Genomic DNA, 17500 nt, shown 5'->3' on the forward strand with positions numbered 1-17500 from the left:
AGAGCCCGGGGCCGCTCGCTAGGGGCGGCCCCGGTGCCCCCGCAGATGCTGCGCGATCGGCGCCAGTGACTTGTGGAGGTCGTTGAGCGCCTCCGGGGAGAGCAGATCGATGAAATGCCGGCGGACGGACGCCACATGGTGCGGGGCGACCTTCTGCATCGTGTCGAGACCGTGCTCGGTGAGCACCGCGTACAGTCCCCGCCGGTCGGACTCGCAGTTCTCACGGCGGACCAGGTTCGCGTTCTCCATGCGGGTGATCTGGTGCGAGAGGCGGCTCTTGGACTGGAGGGTGGCGGACGCGAGGTCGCTCATCCGCATCCGTACGTCCTCCGACTCGGAGAGATTCACCAGGATCTCGTAGTCGTTCATTGTCAGTCCGAACGGCTGAAGGTCCTTTTCGAGCTGATACGTCAACAGCCTGTTGACCTCCAGGTGGGTGCGCCAGGCGCACTGCTCCGCATCGGTCAGCCAGCGCGTGGCCGTCTCGGTCTCCATGAATGAAGTCTACCTAAAAGGTTGAAAGGCGAACTAGTGAGGGTTGTGTGACTACGCGCACGCGTTCGACGTCACACTCCGCAGACTACCGCTCACAGCCCGAAGCGACGCTGGAGGTCCCCCAGCTGTCCGGGAAGGCGCGGTACGCCGGCCTGCTGCCCGTGCTGACCGGCGACCCCGCCGCCGCCCGGGACGCCGGCCTGCTGCGGGACCGCTCCCGTGGCCTGCTCCGGCATCAGGGCCTCCGACGACTGGAGCAGCACCGTGCCGGCCCCCACGAACTCGAACTGGTGCTCCTCCCCGGAGGCCCCGCCGATGCCTGTCATCGCACGTAGACCGCCCATGACGCCCGTCATGTACCCGTGGTCGTAGTGATGGCAGGGAGAGGGGCAGTCGGCCCAGCCGACCAGCGCCTGGGGGTCCACCCGGATCGGCGGTTCCATGAACACCACCGGGCCGCTCGACGCGGCTACGAACTTGCCCGTTCCGATCAGTGTCAGGAAGCCCGGGACGATCGACTGCTTGAGCGAGAGAGTTGGCTGAAAAGCGAGCAGGTTGCCCGAGCGAATGGTCAGATTGCCTTCGTCCAGGTCGTACGAATTCACATCGAAGGCCCGGTCAGCGAGGAGCATCTTGCCCGAGCCCTCGGCCACCACCCAGTCGCTCGCGTGCAGAGGCGAATGGAACGACGTACGCACCAGACGGTCGAGACGGCCGTACCCGATGCCGTTGAACTCCATCGAGCCGTAGTAGGCGATCATCTTGCCCTTCTGCAGGAACCACTGGCTCCCTTTGAGCTCCACGCAGAAGGTGTACTTGTTCACGTTGTCGTCGACCGGCAGGGTCGTCGGGTCGAGGATGACCGGGCCGGCGGCCCCGTACGCGCTCACAGCTTCTCCTCCGAGGCCTGGACGTACACCGCACCGCTGCCGCTCAGCTCCAGCTGGAACGCCTCGCCCGAGCCGCGGCCCACCATGTCGCGCCAACCGAGCGCCGTGGACAGCTTGTTGCGTACGTCGCCGTGGTGCGCCACGTACGCCTGCGGGTCGACGTGGACCGGACGCTGCGGGGTGATCGGGACCTCGATCACACCGCCGTGCGCCATGACCGCGACCGCGCCCTGACCCTTCAGGGTCGTCGTGAACAGGCCCTGGCCCGTCACCTGGCCGCGCACCATGCCCATGACCCCGCCCTGCGCGCCCATGAACATCGTGCCCTGCTGGAGGGTGCCGTCGAAGGCGAGCAGGCGGTCCGCCTCCACGTACAGGGTGTCCCCGGTGAGGTTGATGACCTCGATGTGGTGGCCGCCGTGCCCGAAGAACACGGTGCCGGAGCCCTCGACGGTCATCAGGGGCGTGGCCTCGTTGGCCAGCCGACGGCCGAGCATCGACATCACACCCCCCTGGCCGCCCTGGATGTTGGGGGTGAAGGAGACCTCGCCCTTGTATGCGAGCATCGCGCCGCGCTGACTGAACAACCGCTGGCCCGGGCCGACGGTCGCCTCGATCATCTTCGAGTTGATCTCACGGAAGGGCATGTCACACATCCCCGGCGATCGTGTTGCGCTCACTGGGCTGGACGTAGACCAGTCCGTCGCCCTCGAAGCGGATCTGGAAGGCCTCGCCGCCGCCCTCGCCCATGAACGTGCGGAACGTCACACCGGACTGGAAGGACTGCCGGACGTTGCCCTGGTGGGCGATGTACGCGCCCGGGTCGACGGTCAGCGGGTACTGGGAGCTGACGCGCAGCACCACCGCCGGGCCGTCGGACATGATCGCCGCCTGGCCGTGGCCCTCGACGGTGGTCGTGAACAGTCCATTGCCCTGGGAGGCGCCGCGGAGTCCGGTGAAGGACGTGCCCGTGCGCAGCCCCGCGTCCGTCGCGAGCAGATTGCTCGACTCGACGTACAGCTTGTCCCCCTGGAGACTGACGAGGTTGATCTCGGAGGCCCGGTCGGCGAACCAGCAGGTCCCCTGGCCTCTCACCTCCATCATGGTCATCTGCTCGCCGGTGAGGCGCCGGGTGACCATGCCCCGGACACCCTCGCCGCCGCCGCTGAGCTTCTTGAAGGCCATCTGCCCGTCGTACGCGACCATCGAGCCGTTCTTCGCCTTCACGGCGTCGCCGGTCACGTCCACGGCCAGCACCTTGCTGCCTTGGAGTCGGAACATTGCCACGCTGTGAAGGTAGCCGCCGGGTGCCGCCGCCAACAGGGCCCACGGGTGGATCCCGACCCTGAGCGGACCCCTAGGGGGTATCCGGCGGGCCCCGGATGCCACAATGGCCGGGACGCTTGTGCTTGCGTTCACAAAGCGGCGTTCCCGCCGAAGCGAATCTCCCACCGAAGGTGACCCGTGGACATAAAGACCGCCACATCCCTCCGCCGCCTGCGCCTGGTCTCCGCCCCCGAGGCCATCTCCTTCCTGATCCTCCTCGTCTGCTCGGTGCTGAAGCGGACCACGGAGTTCAACGCGGTACCCGTCATGGGTGTGATCCACGCCGTCCTCTTCATCCTGTACGTGCTCTTCTGGGCGGACGCCTGGAACCGCACCAAGTGGCCGCGGAAGACCGCGGCCCTCTACTTCGTCCTCTCCGTGCTGCCCACCGGCGGCTTCTTCGCCGAGCGCAAGCTGCGCCGCGAGTCCGAGGACGCGCTGATCGCCTCCCGCGCCCGCCGCGAGGGCGTGGTGGAGACGTCATGATCGTTGCCTTCTCCGTGACGCCGCTCGGTGTCGGCGAGGACGTGGGGGAGTACGTCGCCGACGCCGTCCGGGTCGTACGCGAGTCGGGGCTGCCCCACCGCACCGACGCGATGTTCACCTCGATCGAAGGTGAGTGGGACGAGGTCATGGCGGTCGTCAAGCGTGCCGTCGCCGTGGTCGAGGAGCGGGTGCCGCGGGTGTCGCTCGTCCTCAAGGCCGACATCCGTCCCGGTGTGACGGACGGTCTGACCTCCAAGGTGGAGACGGTGGAACGCCACCTGTCCGCGTAGACCCTCATCCACGCGAACCCCGGTCCCTCTGGGCCGGGGTTTTGCTGTGTCCGGTCCGGTGGGGGCCGATTACCCCTTCGGACGCGCCCAGTTCGACACGCCACCAAATCTCCACTTGTGTATGGGTATCGGCTTGTTCCATCACCGGACCGGTTCAATCACTGGAGGGCGCTGTGCGGCCCGAGGGCTACGACTACGACACCTACAGCCGACTCGCCGGACCGCTGACGCAGCCGTCCGTCAAGGCCTACCGGGTGCAGTACACCAAGCTCCTCTCACGAGAGCCGCACCGAATACGCGCGACCCTGCTGATGACCCTCGCGCCCCTTCTCACCTGCGCACTCCTCGTCTACCTGGTGTGGCCGACCCACTGGGTGGAACGCGAGGGCGGCGCCCGCTGGCTCGTCGGCCTCGACACCACGATGCTCATATCCATCGGTCTGATCGAACTGTTCATGGTCGTCAACGTGGCATCCATCGCCCACGCGACGATGGTGGCCCGTGACCCCGTCCCGGTGACCCCCGCGGCCGGCACCCGCGTCGCGTTCCTGACCACGTTCGTGCCCGGCAAGGAACCCCTCTCGATGGTGCGCGCCACGCTCGAGGGCGCGGTCGAGATCACCCACACCGGACCGCTCGACGTCTGGCTCCTCGACGAGGGCGACGACGAGCAGGCCAAGGCGCTCTGCACCGAACTCGGCGTACGGCACTTCACCCGGCACGGCGTGCCCGAGTGGAACCGCGAGAAGGGCGTCCACAAGGCGCGGACCAAGCACGGCAACTACAACGCCTGGATCGCGATGCACGGCGACGAGTACGACTTCTTCGCCTCCGTGGACACCGACCACGTCCCGCTGCCCAACTTCCTGGAACGGATGATGGGTTACTTCCGGGACCCGGACGTGGCGTTCGTCGTCGGACCGCAGGTCTACGGCAACTACGACAGCCCCGTCACCAAGGCCGCCGAGTCCCAGCAGTTCCTCTTCCACGCGCTGATCCAGCGCGCCGGCAACCGCTACCGCGCCCCCATGTTCGTCGGCACGAACAACGTCGTACGCATCGCGGCCGTGAAACAGGTCGGCGGCCTGTACGACTCGATCACCGAGGACATGGCCACCGGATTCGAGCTGCACCGGCACAAGAACCCGAAGACCGGCGGCCACTGGCGGTCCGTCTACACCCCCGACGTGCTCGCCGTGGGGGAGGGCCCCGCCTCCTGGACGGACTTCTTCACCCAGCAGATGCGCTGGTCGCGCGGTACGTACGAGACGCTGTTCAAGCAGTACTGGAAGGCGCCGTTCACGATGCCTCCCGGCCGCCTCTTCTCGTACACGATGATGCTCGTCTACTACCCGATGACGGCCGTCAACTGGCTGCTGGGCATCCTCAGTTGTGTCCTGTTCCTCTGGTTCGGGGCGTCCGGGACCCAGGTCGCCGCGTCCGTCTGGCTGATGCTGTACAGCGATGCCGCGGCCCTGCAGATCGGGCTGTACCTCTGGAACCGGCGGCACAACGTCTCCCCGCACGAACCGGAGGGATCCGGCGGCCTCGCGGGCATGGCGATGTCGGCTCTGTCGGCCCCCATCTACCTGAAGTCGCTGGGGTCCGCCCTGGTCCGCCGGCCCTGCCGGTTCGTGGTCACCCCGAAGGGCGGCGACGCCAGCCCCGACCGGCCGCTGACCTTCCGTATCCATCTGTTCTGGGCGACGCTCCTCGGCGTCTCGCTGGTCGCGTCGTTCGTCCTGGACCACACCCACGCGGCCATGCGCACCTGGGCCGTCCTCGCCATGGCGATCTCCCTGGCCCCGGTCGGGGTGTGGCTGTCCACCCAGTTCAAGGACCGCAGGGCCGTCGCGACGCGGCGCTCGACCGCGCGGCTCACCGACGCCAAGGAGCCCGCGCTCGCCACCGGCGGCACCCCGACCTCGGTCTCCGGTTCCACGACAGGAGGCAACTAGGCCATGGCCTACCAGCCCTCGCAGAAGACCAAGAAGACCGTCCTGGGCATCGGAGGCATCGCCGTGCTCGCGGGCCTCAACGCCCCGGCCGCGCTCGGTTTCGCCGAGAAGCAGTACTACGAGTACAAGATCGCCCAGCCCGCGTACAAGGCGAAGTACGGCTCCTGGACGCAGCTCGGCATCCCCAAGGAGTTCCGCACCAACGCCATCCACGCGGCCCTGCTGCACACCGGCAAGGTCCTCATCGTCGCGGGCTCCGGGAACGAGATCAAGAAGTTCGACAAGGGGTCCTTCGACACCATCCTGTGGGATCCGAGGACGGACACCTTCAAGAAGATCCCGACTCCCGACGACTTCTTCTGCTCGGGTCACGCCCAACTCCCCGACGGCAGGCTCCTGGTGGCGGGCGGCACCGCCCGCTACGAGCGGCTGGGCGCCGAGGTCCAGCGGGCCGGCGGCGGTATGCGGGTGAAGAACGAGAACCCCGAGAAGGCGATGGTCCTGAAGAAGGGCACCCGCTTCCGCTCACCGGCCGGGGTCGAGTACGTCAGCAAGTTCGACGTCAAGCTCCCCAAGGCCAAGCGCACTCAGCAGATCACGTACAACCGGGCGGGCGTCATGCAGCCCTGGAAGACCAAGGTCACCGCGAGCGAGGCCCGGGTCTTCGTCGAGGCCACCGAGGACGGCCCGCTCTCGGCCACCGACAAGCAGGCCCAGTACGAGATCGTCGGCCTGCGCGGCAAGGACGCCGACAACACCTACGGGCTCTCCGAGAAGATCACCCTCGAGAAGCAGGACTTCCAGGGGATCAGGGCGGCCTACGAGTTCGACCCGAAGGCCGAGAAGTACATCTCGGTCGACCCGATGGCCAAGGCGCGCTGGTACCCGACGCTCGTCGGTCTCGACGACGGCCGGGTGCTCGCGGTCTCCGGTCTCGACGACGTCGGGGTGATCGACCCGGGCGACAACGAGATCTACGACCCGAAGAAGAAGAAGTGGACCCCCGGCCCCAAGCGCTACTTCCCGACCTATCCCGCGCTCTTCCTCACCAAGGGCGGCAAGCTCTTCTACCCGGCGTCCAACGCCGGTTACGGGCCCGCCGACAAGGGCCGCGAGGCCGGGCTGTGGGATCTGAAGACCAACAAGTTCGAGAAGGTGCCCGGGCTGCGGGACGCGGAGGAGACCGAGACCTCGGCCTCCCTGCTGCTGCCCCCGGCCCAGGACCAGAAGGTGATGATCCTGGGCGGCGGAGGGGTCGGCGAGTCCAAGAGGTCGACCCCGCGCACGGCCGTGGTCGACCTGACGAAGGACAGCCCGTCCTTCAAGGACGGCCCCAACCTCCCCCAGGGAACGCGGTATCTGAACAGCGTGATCATGCCGGACGACTCGGTGTTCACCACGAACGGCTCGGAGGACTACCGGGGCCGCAGCTCCAGCAACATCCTCAAGGCGCAGTTCTACGACCCCAGGTCCAACGCCTTCCACGAGGCCGCCTCGCCCCGGGTGGGCCGCAACTACCACTCCGAGGCGCTGCTGCTGCCCGACGGCCGGGTCGCCACCTTCGGCTCCGACCCGCTCTTCGACGACCAGCAGAACACCAAGCTGGGCCACTTCGAGCAGCGCATGGAGATCTTCACCCCGCCGTCCCTCCACCGCGGCGGGAAGAACCGCCCGGTCCTCGGCGACGGGCCCGAGGAACTCGACAAGCGCCACCGCGCGACCTTCGCCACCGATCACCCGGACCGGATAGTGAAGGCCCGTCTGATGCGCCCCAGCGCGGTCACGCACACGACGGACGTGGAGCAGCGGTCCATCGAACTGGGGCTGGTCAAGGAGGGGAACTCGGTGACGGTGGAGGTGCCGAGGGACCCGGGCCTCGTACCGCCCGGCTGGTACATGCTCTTCGTGACGGACAAGGACGGCACGTCGTCCGAGGCGAAGTGGATCCAGGTGAAGTAGGTCCCGGTGGGGTGGATCCGGCGGACAGCCGGATCCACCGCACGTGGATCCGGCCGGCTACGCCTTGGTGTTGCGCGCGAGCCCCAGGGCGTAGTCCGGCCACCACTGACCGGCCGCCGGGCCGCCCCGGCAGGGACCGTCCGACTCGCCCGGCCGTTTGATCCACAGGTAGGCGTCGAGGGAGGCCTCACCGGTCTCGGTCGTCGGCCGGGTCCCCAGGGCGCGTCCGGGCGGGTTGCACCAGGCCTGGCTGCGGTCGCCGTGCAGCGGACCGTTGCCGTTGCGGCTGGTGTCGACCACGAAGTGCTTGCCGCCGAGCTGCTGCGACAGCTGGACGCCGTACGTCTTCGTCGTCGTGTCCGTCTGGAAGTTGGAGACGTTCAGGGAGAAGCCGTCGGCGCGCTCGACCCCCGCGCGCCTGAGCGGCTCGACCAGCTTCGAGGGCTCCTGGATCCAGGCGGGGTTGCCCGCGTCCAGGTACACCTTGGTGTTGGGCTGCTGCTTCAGCCGGACGATCGCCTCGGCCAGCAGCTGCTCGCGCTCCTCGTGGTACTCGCCCGGGGTGCAGCCGTCCACGATGTGCGCGACCGCGTCCGGTTCGAGGACGACGAGCGCCTTGCTGTCGCCGAGCGCCTCCGCGAACCGCCCGATCCACTGCCGGTAGGCGTCGGCGTCCACCGCCCCGCCCGCCGAGTGCTGACCGCAGTCGCGGTGCGGGATGTCGTACGCGACGAAGAGCGCCGTACGGCCTTCCTGGGTCGCCGCCGAAGTCGCCGCCCTGATGATGGAGCCGGGGTCCTCGCCCGCCGGCCACTGCGCGACGGGCTGCTCGGCGATCCGCTTCAGCAGGTCGGCGTCCTGGGTGCGGCCCTGCCGCTGCCACAGCTGGCTCTGCTGGACCGCCGGACTGGCCGGGTCGACCCAGAACGGGGACTTCGCTTGCTGGGACGGGCCGCGGACGACGGAGGCCTCGTCGACGCCGGGCGCGGACGAGCAGCCCGCCGCGAGCCCGAGCGTCGCCAGCGCCGCGAAGGTACGGATCAGCCGGGACATGCTGCCCCCTTGGGCGAGGTGACTATCAGTGACAATTCATCGGCAATCGTGACATAACGGCACTGATCGGCCGGGAACCGACATGGCTCGGATGACCGCCGCGATGCTCGGGCGGTCGCGATGCTCGGGCGGTCGCGACGATCGGGCGGTGGGGCCGATCGGCCGGTGGGGACGACGCCGTCAGCCTTCGCCCGACGTCAGGGCCATGCCCAGCGGGGTCCGCTCGTACAGCACCTGGTGCCCGTACCGGCGCGAGGTGAGCAGGCCCGCGCCGCGCAGCGCGGCGAGGTGCTCGGACACGGAGGACGGGGCGAGGCGCAGACGGTGGGCGAGCGCCGTCGTGCCGGTCGGGTCGTCGAGCGCCGTGAGCACGGCGGCCCGGCCGCGCCCCAGGAGCCGTACGAGCGCGTCGTGGGTCCGGTCGGCCGGCTCGGCCCAGAGGCCGCCGATGCCCCGGGCCGGGTAGACGAGAGCCGGCTGCCAGGGTGGGTCGAAGCCGCTGACCACGTCCGGCCAGGAGAAGACGCTCGGCATCAGGACCAGGCCCTGACCGCTGAGGTCCCGCTCGTGCGAGGCCCTGGCGTCGATGGTGAGCGTCCCGGTGTTCCACACGAACCGCCGGTCCAGTTCCGGCAGCAGCCCGCCCAGGCCGACCTCGGCCAGTCGGCGCGAATGGAAGGCCACATCCGCCTCCAGCAGGGCGCGCAGCCGGGGCCAGTCCGGTTCGACGAGTGTGTGCCAGGCGGTCTCCATGAGGTCCGCCAGATCCCCGATCATGCGTTCCGGGTCCGCCAGGAGAGCGCGGCCCAGCGGGGAGTCGAGAGCGCCGGGCGTGTCCGCGAGCGCCCGGGCGGTGTCCTCGCGGGCGGCTTCCGGGTCGGCGGCGCGAACGGCCCTGATCTCCTCCTCGAAGGCGGCGGCCGGGCCGATCGGCGGCGGGCCGAGCCAGTCCGGGGTGTGTCCGCGCCGGGGCATCAGCAGCCACAGCGGAGTGAGGTCGAGCCCCGCGGCCGCCGTGCGGATCCGGCGCAGCCAGTGCGCGTGATAGCCGTGCCGCTCGGGTCGGGCGAGCGTGCGCACCGCCTCCTGCGTCTCCCACAGCGGGGACACCGCGAACCGGCAGCGCAGCAGGTCGTCGGCACCGAAGTGCAGATGGAACGGCATTACACCCCCGGAAGGCTCGGAAGGGCCGGAGGACTCGGAAAACGGACGACCGGAAGGCTCGGAGGCCGGAAGATTCGGCCCTTGCCGAAACTCTACGGTCCGGGCACCCGCGCCTGCACGCTGCTGCTCATGCCGGAAAGAGAAATGAAGGGCACAACGACGGTGCCCACGCGCGAGAAGCGGGGCCGCAGGGCGCCGGGCCGCGATGAGCTGAGCCCTGAGGAACCGAGCCCCGAGGAACCGAGCCCCGAGAAACTGGGCCCTGAGGAACTGACGCCTGAGGAACCGACCCTTGATGAACTGACCCCTGACGAACCGAGCGTCGGGGAACCGGACGCCGAGGAGTCCGGCGAGCGCACCGGATACGGCCGCGTCTTCGCCGTACGCGAGTTCCGGGCCGTCTTCGCCGCCCACGCGTTCTCCCTGCTGGGCCTGGTGGTCAGCGAGATCTCCCTGTCTGTCCTCGTCTACGACCTGACCGGCTCGCCCCTGATGAGCGCGCTGACGTTCGCGCTGGGGTTTCTGCCGTACCTGATCGGCGGGACCCTGCTCGCGGGGGTCGCGGACCGGTTCCCCGCCCGGCGGGTCCTGGTCCTGTGCGACCTGGTGTGCGCGGGATGCGTGGCCGTCATGGTCGTACCCGGAACGCCCATCGCCGTGCTGCTGGCGATGCGTTGTGCGCTCGCCGTCGTCTCGCCCGTGTTCCAGGGGGCGCGGATGGCGACCCTCGCCGACGTCCTCGGCAACGGCGACCTGTTCGTCCTCGGGCGTTCGCTGCTGCGGATCGTCTCGCAGAGCGCGCTGCTCGTGGGGTTCGGGCTCGGCGGTGTCCTGCTCGCCGTGGTGTCACCGCGCCACGCGCTGCTCGTCACCGTGGTCACCTTCCTCGCCTCCGCCGCGCTGCTGCGGCTCGGCACCAGACGGCGCCCCGCGCGGGCGAACGCCGGCGCGGCCCTGGTGAAGGACTCCCTCCGGGGCGCCCGGCAGGTCCTCGCCGACCGGCGCGTACGGGTCCTGCTGCTGCTCTTCTGGGTGCCGCCGATGTTCGCGGTCGCGCCCGAAGCGCTGGCCGCCCCCTACGCGGGCCGGCTCGGCGTCGGCTCCGTCGGGCTGGGGCTGCTGATGTGTGCGCTGCCCGTCGGCACCATCGCGGGGGAGCTGTACGCGGGCGCACGGCTGCGGCCCGCCACCCGTACCCGCCTCGCCCTGCCGCTCGTCTGCCTGACCCTGCTCCCGTACCTCGCGTACCTCCTGCACCCCGGCCTGGTGTGGTCGCTGCTCCTGCTGCTGCTCGCCGGCGCCGGGTCCGCGTACACGCTGGGCCTTGACCAGTGGTTCGTGCGGGCGGTGCCGGAGGATCTGCGCGGGCGGGCGATGGCGCTCAACACCGCGGGGCTGATGACCCTGCAGGGCGTCGGGATGGCGCTGGCGGGCGTCGCCGCGGAGTTCGTCGGACCGGCCGCCACCGTCGCGGGCGCCGGTGCGCTGGGCACCGTGTGCTGTGTCGTCCTGGCCGTGGAGGCCCGCCGTACGGAGGGCGGGCGGGGCGGCTCGTTGCGGTGGTGGCGGCGGGCGAAGAGCTCCACGTAGCGATGTCCGACGACCGAAAGGCGAGACGGGGCTGACCACGATATGACCGGCCGGTAGGGTCTTTGCCGTGCCGAAGCCCCTCAGTCTCGCCTTCGATCCCATCGCCCGCGCCGACGAACTCTGGAAGCGGCGCTGGGGATCCGTGCCGTCCATGGGCGCGATCACCTCGATCATGCGCGCGCACCAGATCCTGCTCGCCGAGGTCGACGCGGTCGTCAAGCCCTACGGGCTGACCTTCGCGCGATACGAGGCGTTGGTGCTGCTCACCTTCTCCAAGGAGGGCGAGCTGACGATGTCCAAGATCGGCGAGCGGCTCATGGTGCATCCGACCTCCGTCACCAACACCGTGGACCGGCTGGTCAGGTCCGGGCTGGTCGACAAGCGCCCGAACCCGAACGACGGGCGCGGCACGCTGGCCTCCATCACCGACAAGGGCCGCGAGGTCGTCGACGCGGCCACCCGCGACCTGATGGCGATGGACTTCGGGCTCGGCGCGTACGACGCGGAGGAGTGCGCGGAGATCTTCGCGATGCTCCGGCCGCTGCGGATCGCGGCGCACGACTTCGACGAGGAGTAGGACGCCCGCACGACCTGGGGCAGGAGCCCCGCACGACCTGTGGCAGGGCGCTCGCACGACCCTCGGCAGAGGGTCCTCCCGGCAGGCGGCGGGGTGCTCCGCCGGGGCGCGGGGGTGCCCGAAGATCGTGCGAAACCGGCCGTTACGCTCGTACCCATGAAAAAGAGCGTGCTGACCCGCTACCGCGTGATGGCCTACGTCACCGGTGTGCTGCTGGTCCTGCTGACCCTCGGTGTGATCGCCAAGTACGTGCTCGACATGGACGGTGCCGCGGACTTCACGCGCGTCGTCGGCATCGCGCACGGCTGGCTCTACGTCATCTATCTCGTCTTCGCCTTCGACCTGGGCTCCAAGGCGAAGTGGCCGGTCGGCAAGCAGCTGTGGGTGCTCCTCGCGGGCACGATCCCGACGGCCGCCTTCTTCGTGGAGCGCAAGGTCAGCCGCGAGCTGGAATCCAGCATCGCCGAGGACGCTCCGGCGGTCGCCAAGGCCTGATTCACCGCCGCGGGCACGGCTCGCGGCGGTTGGCCATCGACATTTACTAGGACGTCCTAGTAAATTCAATGGTATGGACGCTCACGCCATCGAGGAAGGCCGCCGACGCTGGCAGGCCCGCTACGACGCTTCGCGCAAGCGCGAGGCCGACTTCACCACGCTCTCCGGCGACGCCGTGGAGCCGGTGTACGGGCCCCGGCCCACCGACACGTACGAGGGCTTCGACCGGATCGGCTGGCCGGGCGAGTACCCGTTCACGCGTGGGCTCTACGCGACCGGCTACCGCGGGCGTACGTGGACCATCCGGCAGTTCGCCGGATTCGGCAACGCCGAGCAGACGAACGAGCGCTACAAGAAGATCCTCGCCAACGGCGGCGGGGGACTGTCCGTCGCCTTCGACATGCCGACGCTGATGGGCCGCGACTCCGACGACCCGCGTTCGCTCGGCGAGGTCGGGCACTGCGGCGTCGCCATCGACTCCGCGGCCGACATGGAGGTTCTGTTCAAGGACATCCCGCTGGGCGACGTCACTACGTCGATGACGATCAGCGGGCCGGCGGTGCCGGTCTTCTGTATGTACCTGGTCGCCGCGGAGCGCCAGGGCGTGGACCCCGCGGTGCTGAACGGCACGCTCCAGACCGACATCTTCAAGGAGTACATCGCGCAGAAGGAGTGGCTCTTCCAGCCCGAGCCGCACCTGCGGCTCATCGGGGACCTGATGGAGCACTGCGCGACGAAGATCCCCGCGTACAAGCCGCTGTCCGTCTCCGGGTACCACATCCGGGAGGCGGGGGCGACGGCCGCGCAGGAGCTGGCGTACACGCTCGCGGACGGCTTCGGGTACGTGGAGCTGGGCCTCTCGCGCGGCATGGACGTCGACGTCTTCGCCCCCGGCCTCTCCTTCTTCTTCGACGCCCACGTCGACTTCTTCGAGGAGATCGCCAAGTTCCGTGCCGCGCGCCGGATCTGGGCCCGCTGGATGCGGGACGTGTACGGCGCGCAGTCCGAGAAGGCGCAGTGGCTGCGCTTCCACACCCAGACGGCGGGTGTCTCGCTCACGGCGCAGCAGCCGTACAACAACGTGGTGCGTACGGCCGTGGAGGCGCTGGCCGCGGTGCTCGGCGGCACCAACTCGCTGCACACCAACGCGCTGGACGAGACCCTGGCGCTGCCCTCCGAGCAGGCCGCGGAGATCGCCCTTCGTACGCAGCAGGTGCTGATGGAGGAGACGGGCGTCGCCAACGTCGCCGACCCGCTGGGCGGTTCCTGGTACGTCGAGCAGCTCACCGACCGGATCGAGGCCGACGCGGAGAAGATCTTCGAGCAGATCAGGGAGCGGGGGCTGCGGGCTCACCCCGACGGACAGCACCCGATCGGTCCGATCACCTCGGGCATCCTGCGGGGCATCGAGGACGGCTGGTTCACCGGCGAGATCGCCGAGTCCGCGTTCCAGTACCAGCGGTCGGTGGAGAAGGGCGACAAGCGGGTCGTGGGCGTGAACGTCCACCACGGCTCGGTGACGGGTGACCTGGAGATCCTGCGCGTCAGCCACGAGGTGGAGCGGGACCAGGTGCGTGAGCTCGGGTCCCGGAAGGCGGGGCGGGACGAGGCGCGGGTGCGGGACTCGTTGGACGCGATGCTCGCTGCCGCGCGGGATGGGGGCAACATGATCGTTCCCATGCTGGAGGCGGTTCGCGCGGAGGCCACGCTCGGGGAGATCTGCGGTGTCCTCCGTGACGAGTGGGGGGTGTACACGGAGCCGGCTGGGTTCTGACCCCGGCCGGGGCTCGGCACCGGGGGCTCCGCCCCCGGACCCCCGTATCGCGCCGGCGCGCTCGTCCTCAATCGCCGGACGGGCTGAGTCCTGTGGCGCGTTCGTTCTCGGCGGTGGACGGGCTACGAGTTGCCAGGGCTCGCTCAGGCCTGGCCCGTGGCTCCCGTCAGGCCCAGTAGGAGTACTCGGGTGAAGCTGCGGACCCAGTCCTCGTCGGCGGGCTCCGCGCTGACCAGGGTGCGGTGGACCACGGCTCCCGCCACCACGTCGAAGATGAGGTCCGCGGTGCGCGCGGCGGACTCGGCGTCCTCCTCGGGGGGGAGTTCGCCGCGCGCCTGGGCGCGGGCCCGGCCCTCCAGGACCAGCCGCTTCTGGCGGTCCACGATCGACGTACGGATGCGCTCGCGGAGGGGCTCGTCGCGGGTCGACTCCGCGACGACCGCCATCAAGGCCGTCTTGGCCTCCGGACGCCCCAGGATCGCCGCGAACTGGAGGACCACGCCCTCGATGTCGGCGGCGAGCGAACCGCGGTCGGGGAGCACCAGTTCGTCGAAGAGGACGGCCACCGCGTCGACGACGAGTTCGTTCTTGCCCGCCCAGCGTCGGTAGAGGGTGGTCTTGGCGACTCCGGCGCGGGTCGCGACGTCCCCCAACGTCAGTTTGGACCAGCCCAGTTCGACCAGCGCGGCACGCGTCGCGTCCAGGATCGCGGCGTCCGCGGCGGCGCTGCGGGGACGTCCCGTACGGGAGGCGGAAGTGCGGCTCTGCATGTCAGCGACCATATCCGGGCATGTCGGCGACCATATCCGGCGGTTGTGTGAAGCCGTGAGGGAGATCACCGGGGTATGGCACCCGGCCCTCCGCCGGTACAGTTACGCTACGACTCGTAGCGAAAGCTCGTACGCATGTCATGTGCGCGGGCGACGACCACTGGCGCCAGGTGGGGACCCGGCGCCGACCACACGCAGTGAGCACCACGGGGAACGACCACATCAGGCCTTGGTGTGTCTGGCTTTCACCACGCTTTTCACACGTGCGCGCGGAGGGGGGAGGATGTACTCATGCAGCCACGGAACATGTCCATGAGCGGAGTCGTCGACCTCGCCGCGGTGAAGGCGGCCCAGGAGGCCAAGGCGAAGGCGGAGCAGGCGCGCGCCGAAGCGGCCAGGCAGGGCGGCGGAGGCGGGGCCCTGACTCCCGCCGGCCTCGTCATCGACGTAGACGAGGCGGGTTTCGAGCGCGATGTCCTGCAGCGCTCCACCGAGGTACCGGTCGTCATCGACTTCTGGGCCGAGTGGTGCGAGCCGTGCAAGCAGCTGAGCCCGGTCCTGGAGCGACTGGCGGTTGAATACAACGGGCGCTTCATTCTGGCCAAGATCGACGTCGATGCCAATCAGATGCTGATGCAGCAGTTCGGGATCCAGGGGATTCCGGCCGTCTTCGCGGTGGTCGCCGGGCAGGCGCTGCCGCTCTTCCAGGGCGCCGCGGCCGAGGCACAGATCCGGGGAACGCTGGACCAGCTCGTGCAGGTCGCCGAGCAGCGCTTCGGACTCACCGGTCTGACCGTCGACGCGGAGGCGCAGGCCGAGGCCGAGCCCGGCAGTGCACCGCAGGCCCCCGAGATCCCGGTCGGCCCCTATGACGCGCTGCTCGAAGCGGCCGTACAGGCCCTGGACGCGGGCGATCTGGGTGGTGCCGTACAGGCGTACCGCAATGTACTGAGCGACGACCCCGGCAACACGGAGGCCAAGCTGGGCCTGTCGCAGGCCGAGCTGCTCCAGCGGGTGCAGGGGGCGGACCCGCAGCAGGTGCGCAAGGAAGCGGCCGACAGGCCCGCCGACGTACAGGCGCAGATCGCGGCCGCCGACCTGGACCTGGTGGGCGGTCACGTCGAGGACGCTTTCGGACGACTTATCGACACGGTGGGGCGCACGGTCGGTGACGACCGGGACGCCGCACGGGTGCGGCTGCTCGAGCTCTTCGAGGTGGTCGGCGGGGATGATCCGCGGGTGACGGCGGCACGACGAGCCCTGGCGCGGGCGCTGTTCTGACCAGTCCCTAAACGCTCGGACTTGTGATGCCCGAGTGAAACATTGGCTCCCACGGTGACGATGCGGCCGCGCTTTACCAAATCTTGGTAATCGCGGCCGCTGTTACTTGGAGTAAGGCCGAAGCGTCCTTCTGTCGGATTCCGTCCTTAAATCAAGCACTTTGGCCACCTGGTGGGCACCACGCTGCGTTGCTGACCGATACCGACGGGTCGTTGTTCGGTTATCCGGTCGTTACTAGCCAGTAACGAACCCCCTTGTGCGGGCGGCGAGAATGCACCACGATCGGCGACGCTCGGTCCATTCCCGTACCCCGACAACCAATCGGGTCAACGGCTTTTCTGGGTCCCCACCGAGTAGGGCCGGCGGCAATGACGCCGGTTCTTGGACAGGGGGGTCTCCGCCTTCGGTGGAGCCTGTCCAGCAGGTTGTGCGTGATGCGTGTCAGGCGCGACCAGTGGTTGTCGCTCGGGGGTGATCGCCGGTGATTCGGGCGCGGTTCGTGCCTCCGAGATCGGGCGCTCTCCTTCCCGAGGACGTAGCACTTCTCCCATCCCTGCCCGGCTGAGCCGCCGTCATTGGGGCAGTCAGGGCCAGGAGATGTACGTCCGAGAAGGAGGAAATATGGAGTCCCAGGTGCGTGGCGGGACCAGATGGAAGCGGTTCGCCGTCGTGATGGTGCCCAGCGTGGCCGCCACGGCTGCGATAGGTGTCGCCCTCGCGCAGGGCGCTCTCGCCGCGTCGTTCAGTGTGTCGGGTCAGTCGTTCAAGGTGACGGCGAAGGAGCTCAACGGCACCGGCTTCTCGCAGTACGGAGCCATTGACTCGGGGTACACCCTCGACGGTAAGAAGACGGCTCACCCGGTTGCGGTGTCCGCGTTCAAGTCCGCGTCGATCACGGACATGTGCCAGTCCGTGGTCACCCCGGACATTCCGCTGCTCGGTTCCGTCAGCCTCACGCTGAAGGCGGGCGGCGGCGGTACGCCGGTCCAGGCGGAGAACCTCTACATCGATGTCGAGGACCTCGAGGCCAATGCGACGTTCTACAACATTGACATCGGCGTCGCCGCCAAGGACGCCAACAAGGGTCCCGGCATCTCCAAGGGCGATCAGGCGAACCCCTACGGGTTCGCCCAGCAGGCCGACTCGGCCAAGCTGACCGACGTGAAGCAGACGGCGTGGGCGACCACGGCCGGCACCTTCAAGCTCAGCGGCCTGAAGATGTCGGTGTCCAAGGGTGTCAAGGAGTGCTACTAGGCACTCCGGGGGCGGGCGGGAAAGCCTGCGGCTGACCCGCCCGCCCCCCCCCCGCTCCTCGTGCACGCCTCTCCCCCCCAAAACCCTTCCCACGAGCCGTTTTCCATTAGCTCCTCAGCCCCTACTACCCTCGGACAC

17 protein-coding genes are annotated in these 17500 nt (G+C 69.2%); 10 read left to right on the forward strand and 7 right to left on the reverse strand.

The window, feature by feature from the left end:
• Window positions 1–18 precede the first annotated feature (18 nt).
• The 4 genes from ACFWM2_RS39090 to ACFWM2_RS39105 form a co-directional block, all read right to left on the reverse strand.
• Window positions 19–495 (reverse strand): MarR family winged helix-turn-helix transcriptional regulator, encoded by a 477-nt coding sequence (locus ACFWM2_RS39090; RefSeq protein ID WP_383290769.1) that lies wholly within the window; start codon window positions 493–495, stop codon window positions 19–21.
• 92 nt (window positions 496–587) lie between these two features.
• Window positions 588–1385 carry an AIM24 family protein gene (locus ACFWM2_RS39095; RefSeq protein WP_383290772.1) on the reverse strand — a complete coding sequence of 266 codons (798 nt, stop codon included), beginning with the start codon at window positions 1383–1385 and terminating at the stop codon, window positions 588–590.
• Window positions 1382–2032 (reverse strand): AIM24 family protein, encoded by a 651-nt coding sequence (locus ACFWM2_RS39100; protein WP_383290775.1) that lies wholly within the window; start codon window positions 2030–2032, stop codon window positions 1382–1384. Before ACFWM2_RS39100 ends, ACFWM2_RS39095 begins: the two co-directional genes overlap by 4 nt.
• A 1-nt stretch (window position 2033) precedes the next feature.
• Window positions 2034–2666: an AIM24 family protein gene (locus ACFWM2_RS39105; RefSeq protein WP_383290887.1), complete on the reverse strand. Its 633-nt coding sequence runs from the start codon at window positions 2664–2666 to the stop codon at window positions 2034–2036.
• 183 nt (window positions 2667–2849) lie between these two features.
• On the opposite strand from ACFWM2_RS39105, the gene ACFWM2_RS39110 reads away from it, so the two are divergent.
• From ACFWM2_RS39110 to ACFWM2_RS39125, 4 genes are all read left to right on the forward strand, one after another.
• Window positions 2850–3197, forward strand: coding sequence for a DUF3817 domain-containing protein (locus ACFWM2_RS39110; protein ID WP_383290778.1), 348 nt, complete (start codon window positions 2850–2852; stop codon window positions 3195–3197).
• Entirely contained in the window at window positions 3194–3487 is a 294-nt protein-coding gene (locus tag ACFWM2_RS39115) for an MTH1187 family thiamine-binding protein (protein WP_383290781.1), read from the forward strand. Before ACFWM2_RS39110 ends, ACFWM2_RS39115 begins: the two co-directional genes overlap by 4 nt.
• Before the next feature lie 173 nt (window positions 3488–3660).
• The gene (locus ACFWM2_RS39120; RefSeq protein WP_383290784.1) at window positions 3661–5445 is read left to right on the forward strand and encodes a glycosyltransferase family 2 protein; all 1785 of its coding nucleotides are present in this window, start codon (window positions 3661–3663) and stop codon (window positions 5443–5445) included.
• 3 nt (window positions 5446–5448) lie between these two features.
• Window positions 5449–7404 carry a galactose oxidase-like domain-containing protein gene (locus ACFWM2_RS39125; RefSeq protein ID WP_383290787.1) on the forward strand — a complete coding sequence of 652 codons (1956 nt, stop codon included), beginning with the start codon at window positions 5449–5451 and terminating at the stop codon, window positions 7402–7404.
• 57 nt (window positions 7405–7461) lie between these two features.
• Here ACFWM2_RS39125 and ACFWM2_RS39130 read toward each other — a convergent pair whose 3' ends face one another.
• Both ACFWM2_RS39130 and ACFWM2_RS39135 read right to left on the reverse strand, forming a co-directional pair.
• Window positions 7462–8457, reverse strand: coding sequence for a glycoside hydrolase family 6 protein (locus tag ACFWM2_RS39130; RefSeq protein ID WP_383290790.1), 996 nt, complete (start codon window positions 8455–8457; stop codon window positions 7462–7464).
• Window positions 8458–8637: 180 nt separating this feature from the next.
• Window positions 8638–9621 carry a DUF5937 family protein gene (locus tag ACFWM2_RS39135; RefSeq protein WP_383290793.1) on the reverse strand — a complete coding sequence of 328 codons (984 nt, stop codon included), beginning with the start codon at window positions 9619–9621 and terminating at the stop codon, window positions 8638–8640.
• Window positions 9622–9750: 129 nt separating this feature from the next.
• Here ACFWM2_RS39135 and ACFWM2_RS39140 point away from each other — a divergent pair, with 129 nt between their 5' ends.
• The 4 genes from ACFWM2_RS39140 to ACFWM2_RS39155 all read left to right on the forward strand — a co-directional run bounded on the left by ACFWM2_RS39140 (window position 9751) and on the right by ACFWM2_RS39155 (window position 14057).
• Entirely contained in the window at window positions 9751–11211 is a 1461-nt protein-coding gene (locus tag ACFWM2_RS39140; protein WP_383290796.1) for an MFS transporter, read from the forward strand.
• A 67-nt stretch (window positions 11212–11278) separates the two neighbouring features.
• Complete coding sequence (locus tag ACFWM2_RS39145; protein ID WP_383290799.1) at window positions 11279–11788, forward strand: MarR family winged helix-turn-helix transcriptional regulator; 510 nt, start codon at window positions 11279–11281, stop codon at window positions 11786–11788.
• A 156-nt stretch (window positions 11789–11944) separates the two neighbouring features.
• Window positions 11945–12283, forward strand: a complete 339-nt coding sequence (locus ACFWM2_RS39150; RefSeq protein ID WP_383290802.1) for a DUF3817 domain-containing protein — start codon at window positions 11945–11947, stop codon at window positions 12281–12283.
• A gap of 73 nt (window positions 12284–12356) precedes the next feature.
• Window positions 12357–14057 carry a methylmalonyl-CoA mutase gene (locus ACFWM2_RS39155; protein WP_383290805.1) on the forward strand — a complete coding sequence of 567 codons (1701 nt, stop codon included), beginning with the start codon at window positions 12357–12359 and terminating at the stop codon, window positions 14055–14057.
• A gap of 143 nt (window positions 14058–14200) precedes the next feature.
• Here ACFWM2_RS39155 and ACFWM2_RS39160 read toward each other — a convergent pair whose 3' ends face one another.
• Window positions 14201–14827: a TetR/AcrR family transcriptional regulator gene (locus tag ACFWM2_RS39160; RefSeq protein WP_383290808.1), complete on the reverse strand. Its 627-nt coding sequence runs from the start codon at window positions 14825–14827 to the stop codon at window positions 14201–14203.
• A 291-nt stretch (window positions 14828–15118) separates the two neighbouring features.
• Here ACFWM2_RS39160 and ACFWM2_RS39165 point away from each other — a divergent pair, with 291 nt between their 5' ends.
• The gene (locus tag ACFWM2_RS39165; protein ID WP_383290811.1) at window positions 15119–16108 is read left to right on the forward strand and encodes a tetratricopeptide repeat protein; all 990 of its coding nucleotides are present in this window, start codon (window positions 15119–15121) and stop codon (window positions 16106–16108) included.
• A gap of 621 nt (window positions 16109–16729) precedes the next feature.
• A complete protein-coding gene (locus tag ACFWM2_RS39170) occupies window positions 16730–17362 on the forward strand; it encodes a DUF6230 family protein (RefSeq protein ID WP_383290814.1) in 633 nt (210 codons plus the stop codon).
• Window positions 17363–17500: the final 138 nt, after the last annotated feature.

Origin of the sequence: Streptomyces sp. NPDC058371 (assembly GCF_042723265.1) — a bacterium.
GTDB lineage: Bacteria > Actinomycetota > Actinomycetes > Streptomycetales > Streptomycetaceae > Streptomyces.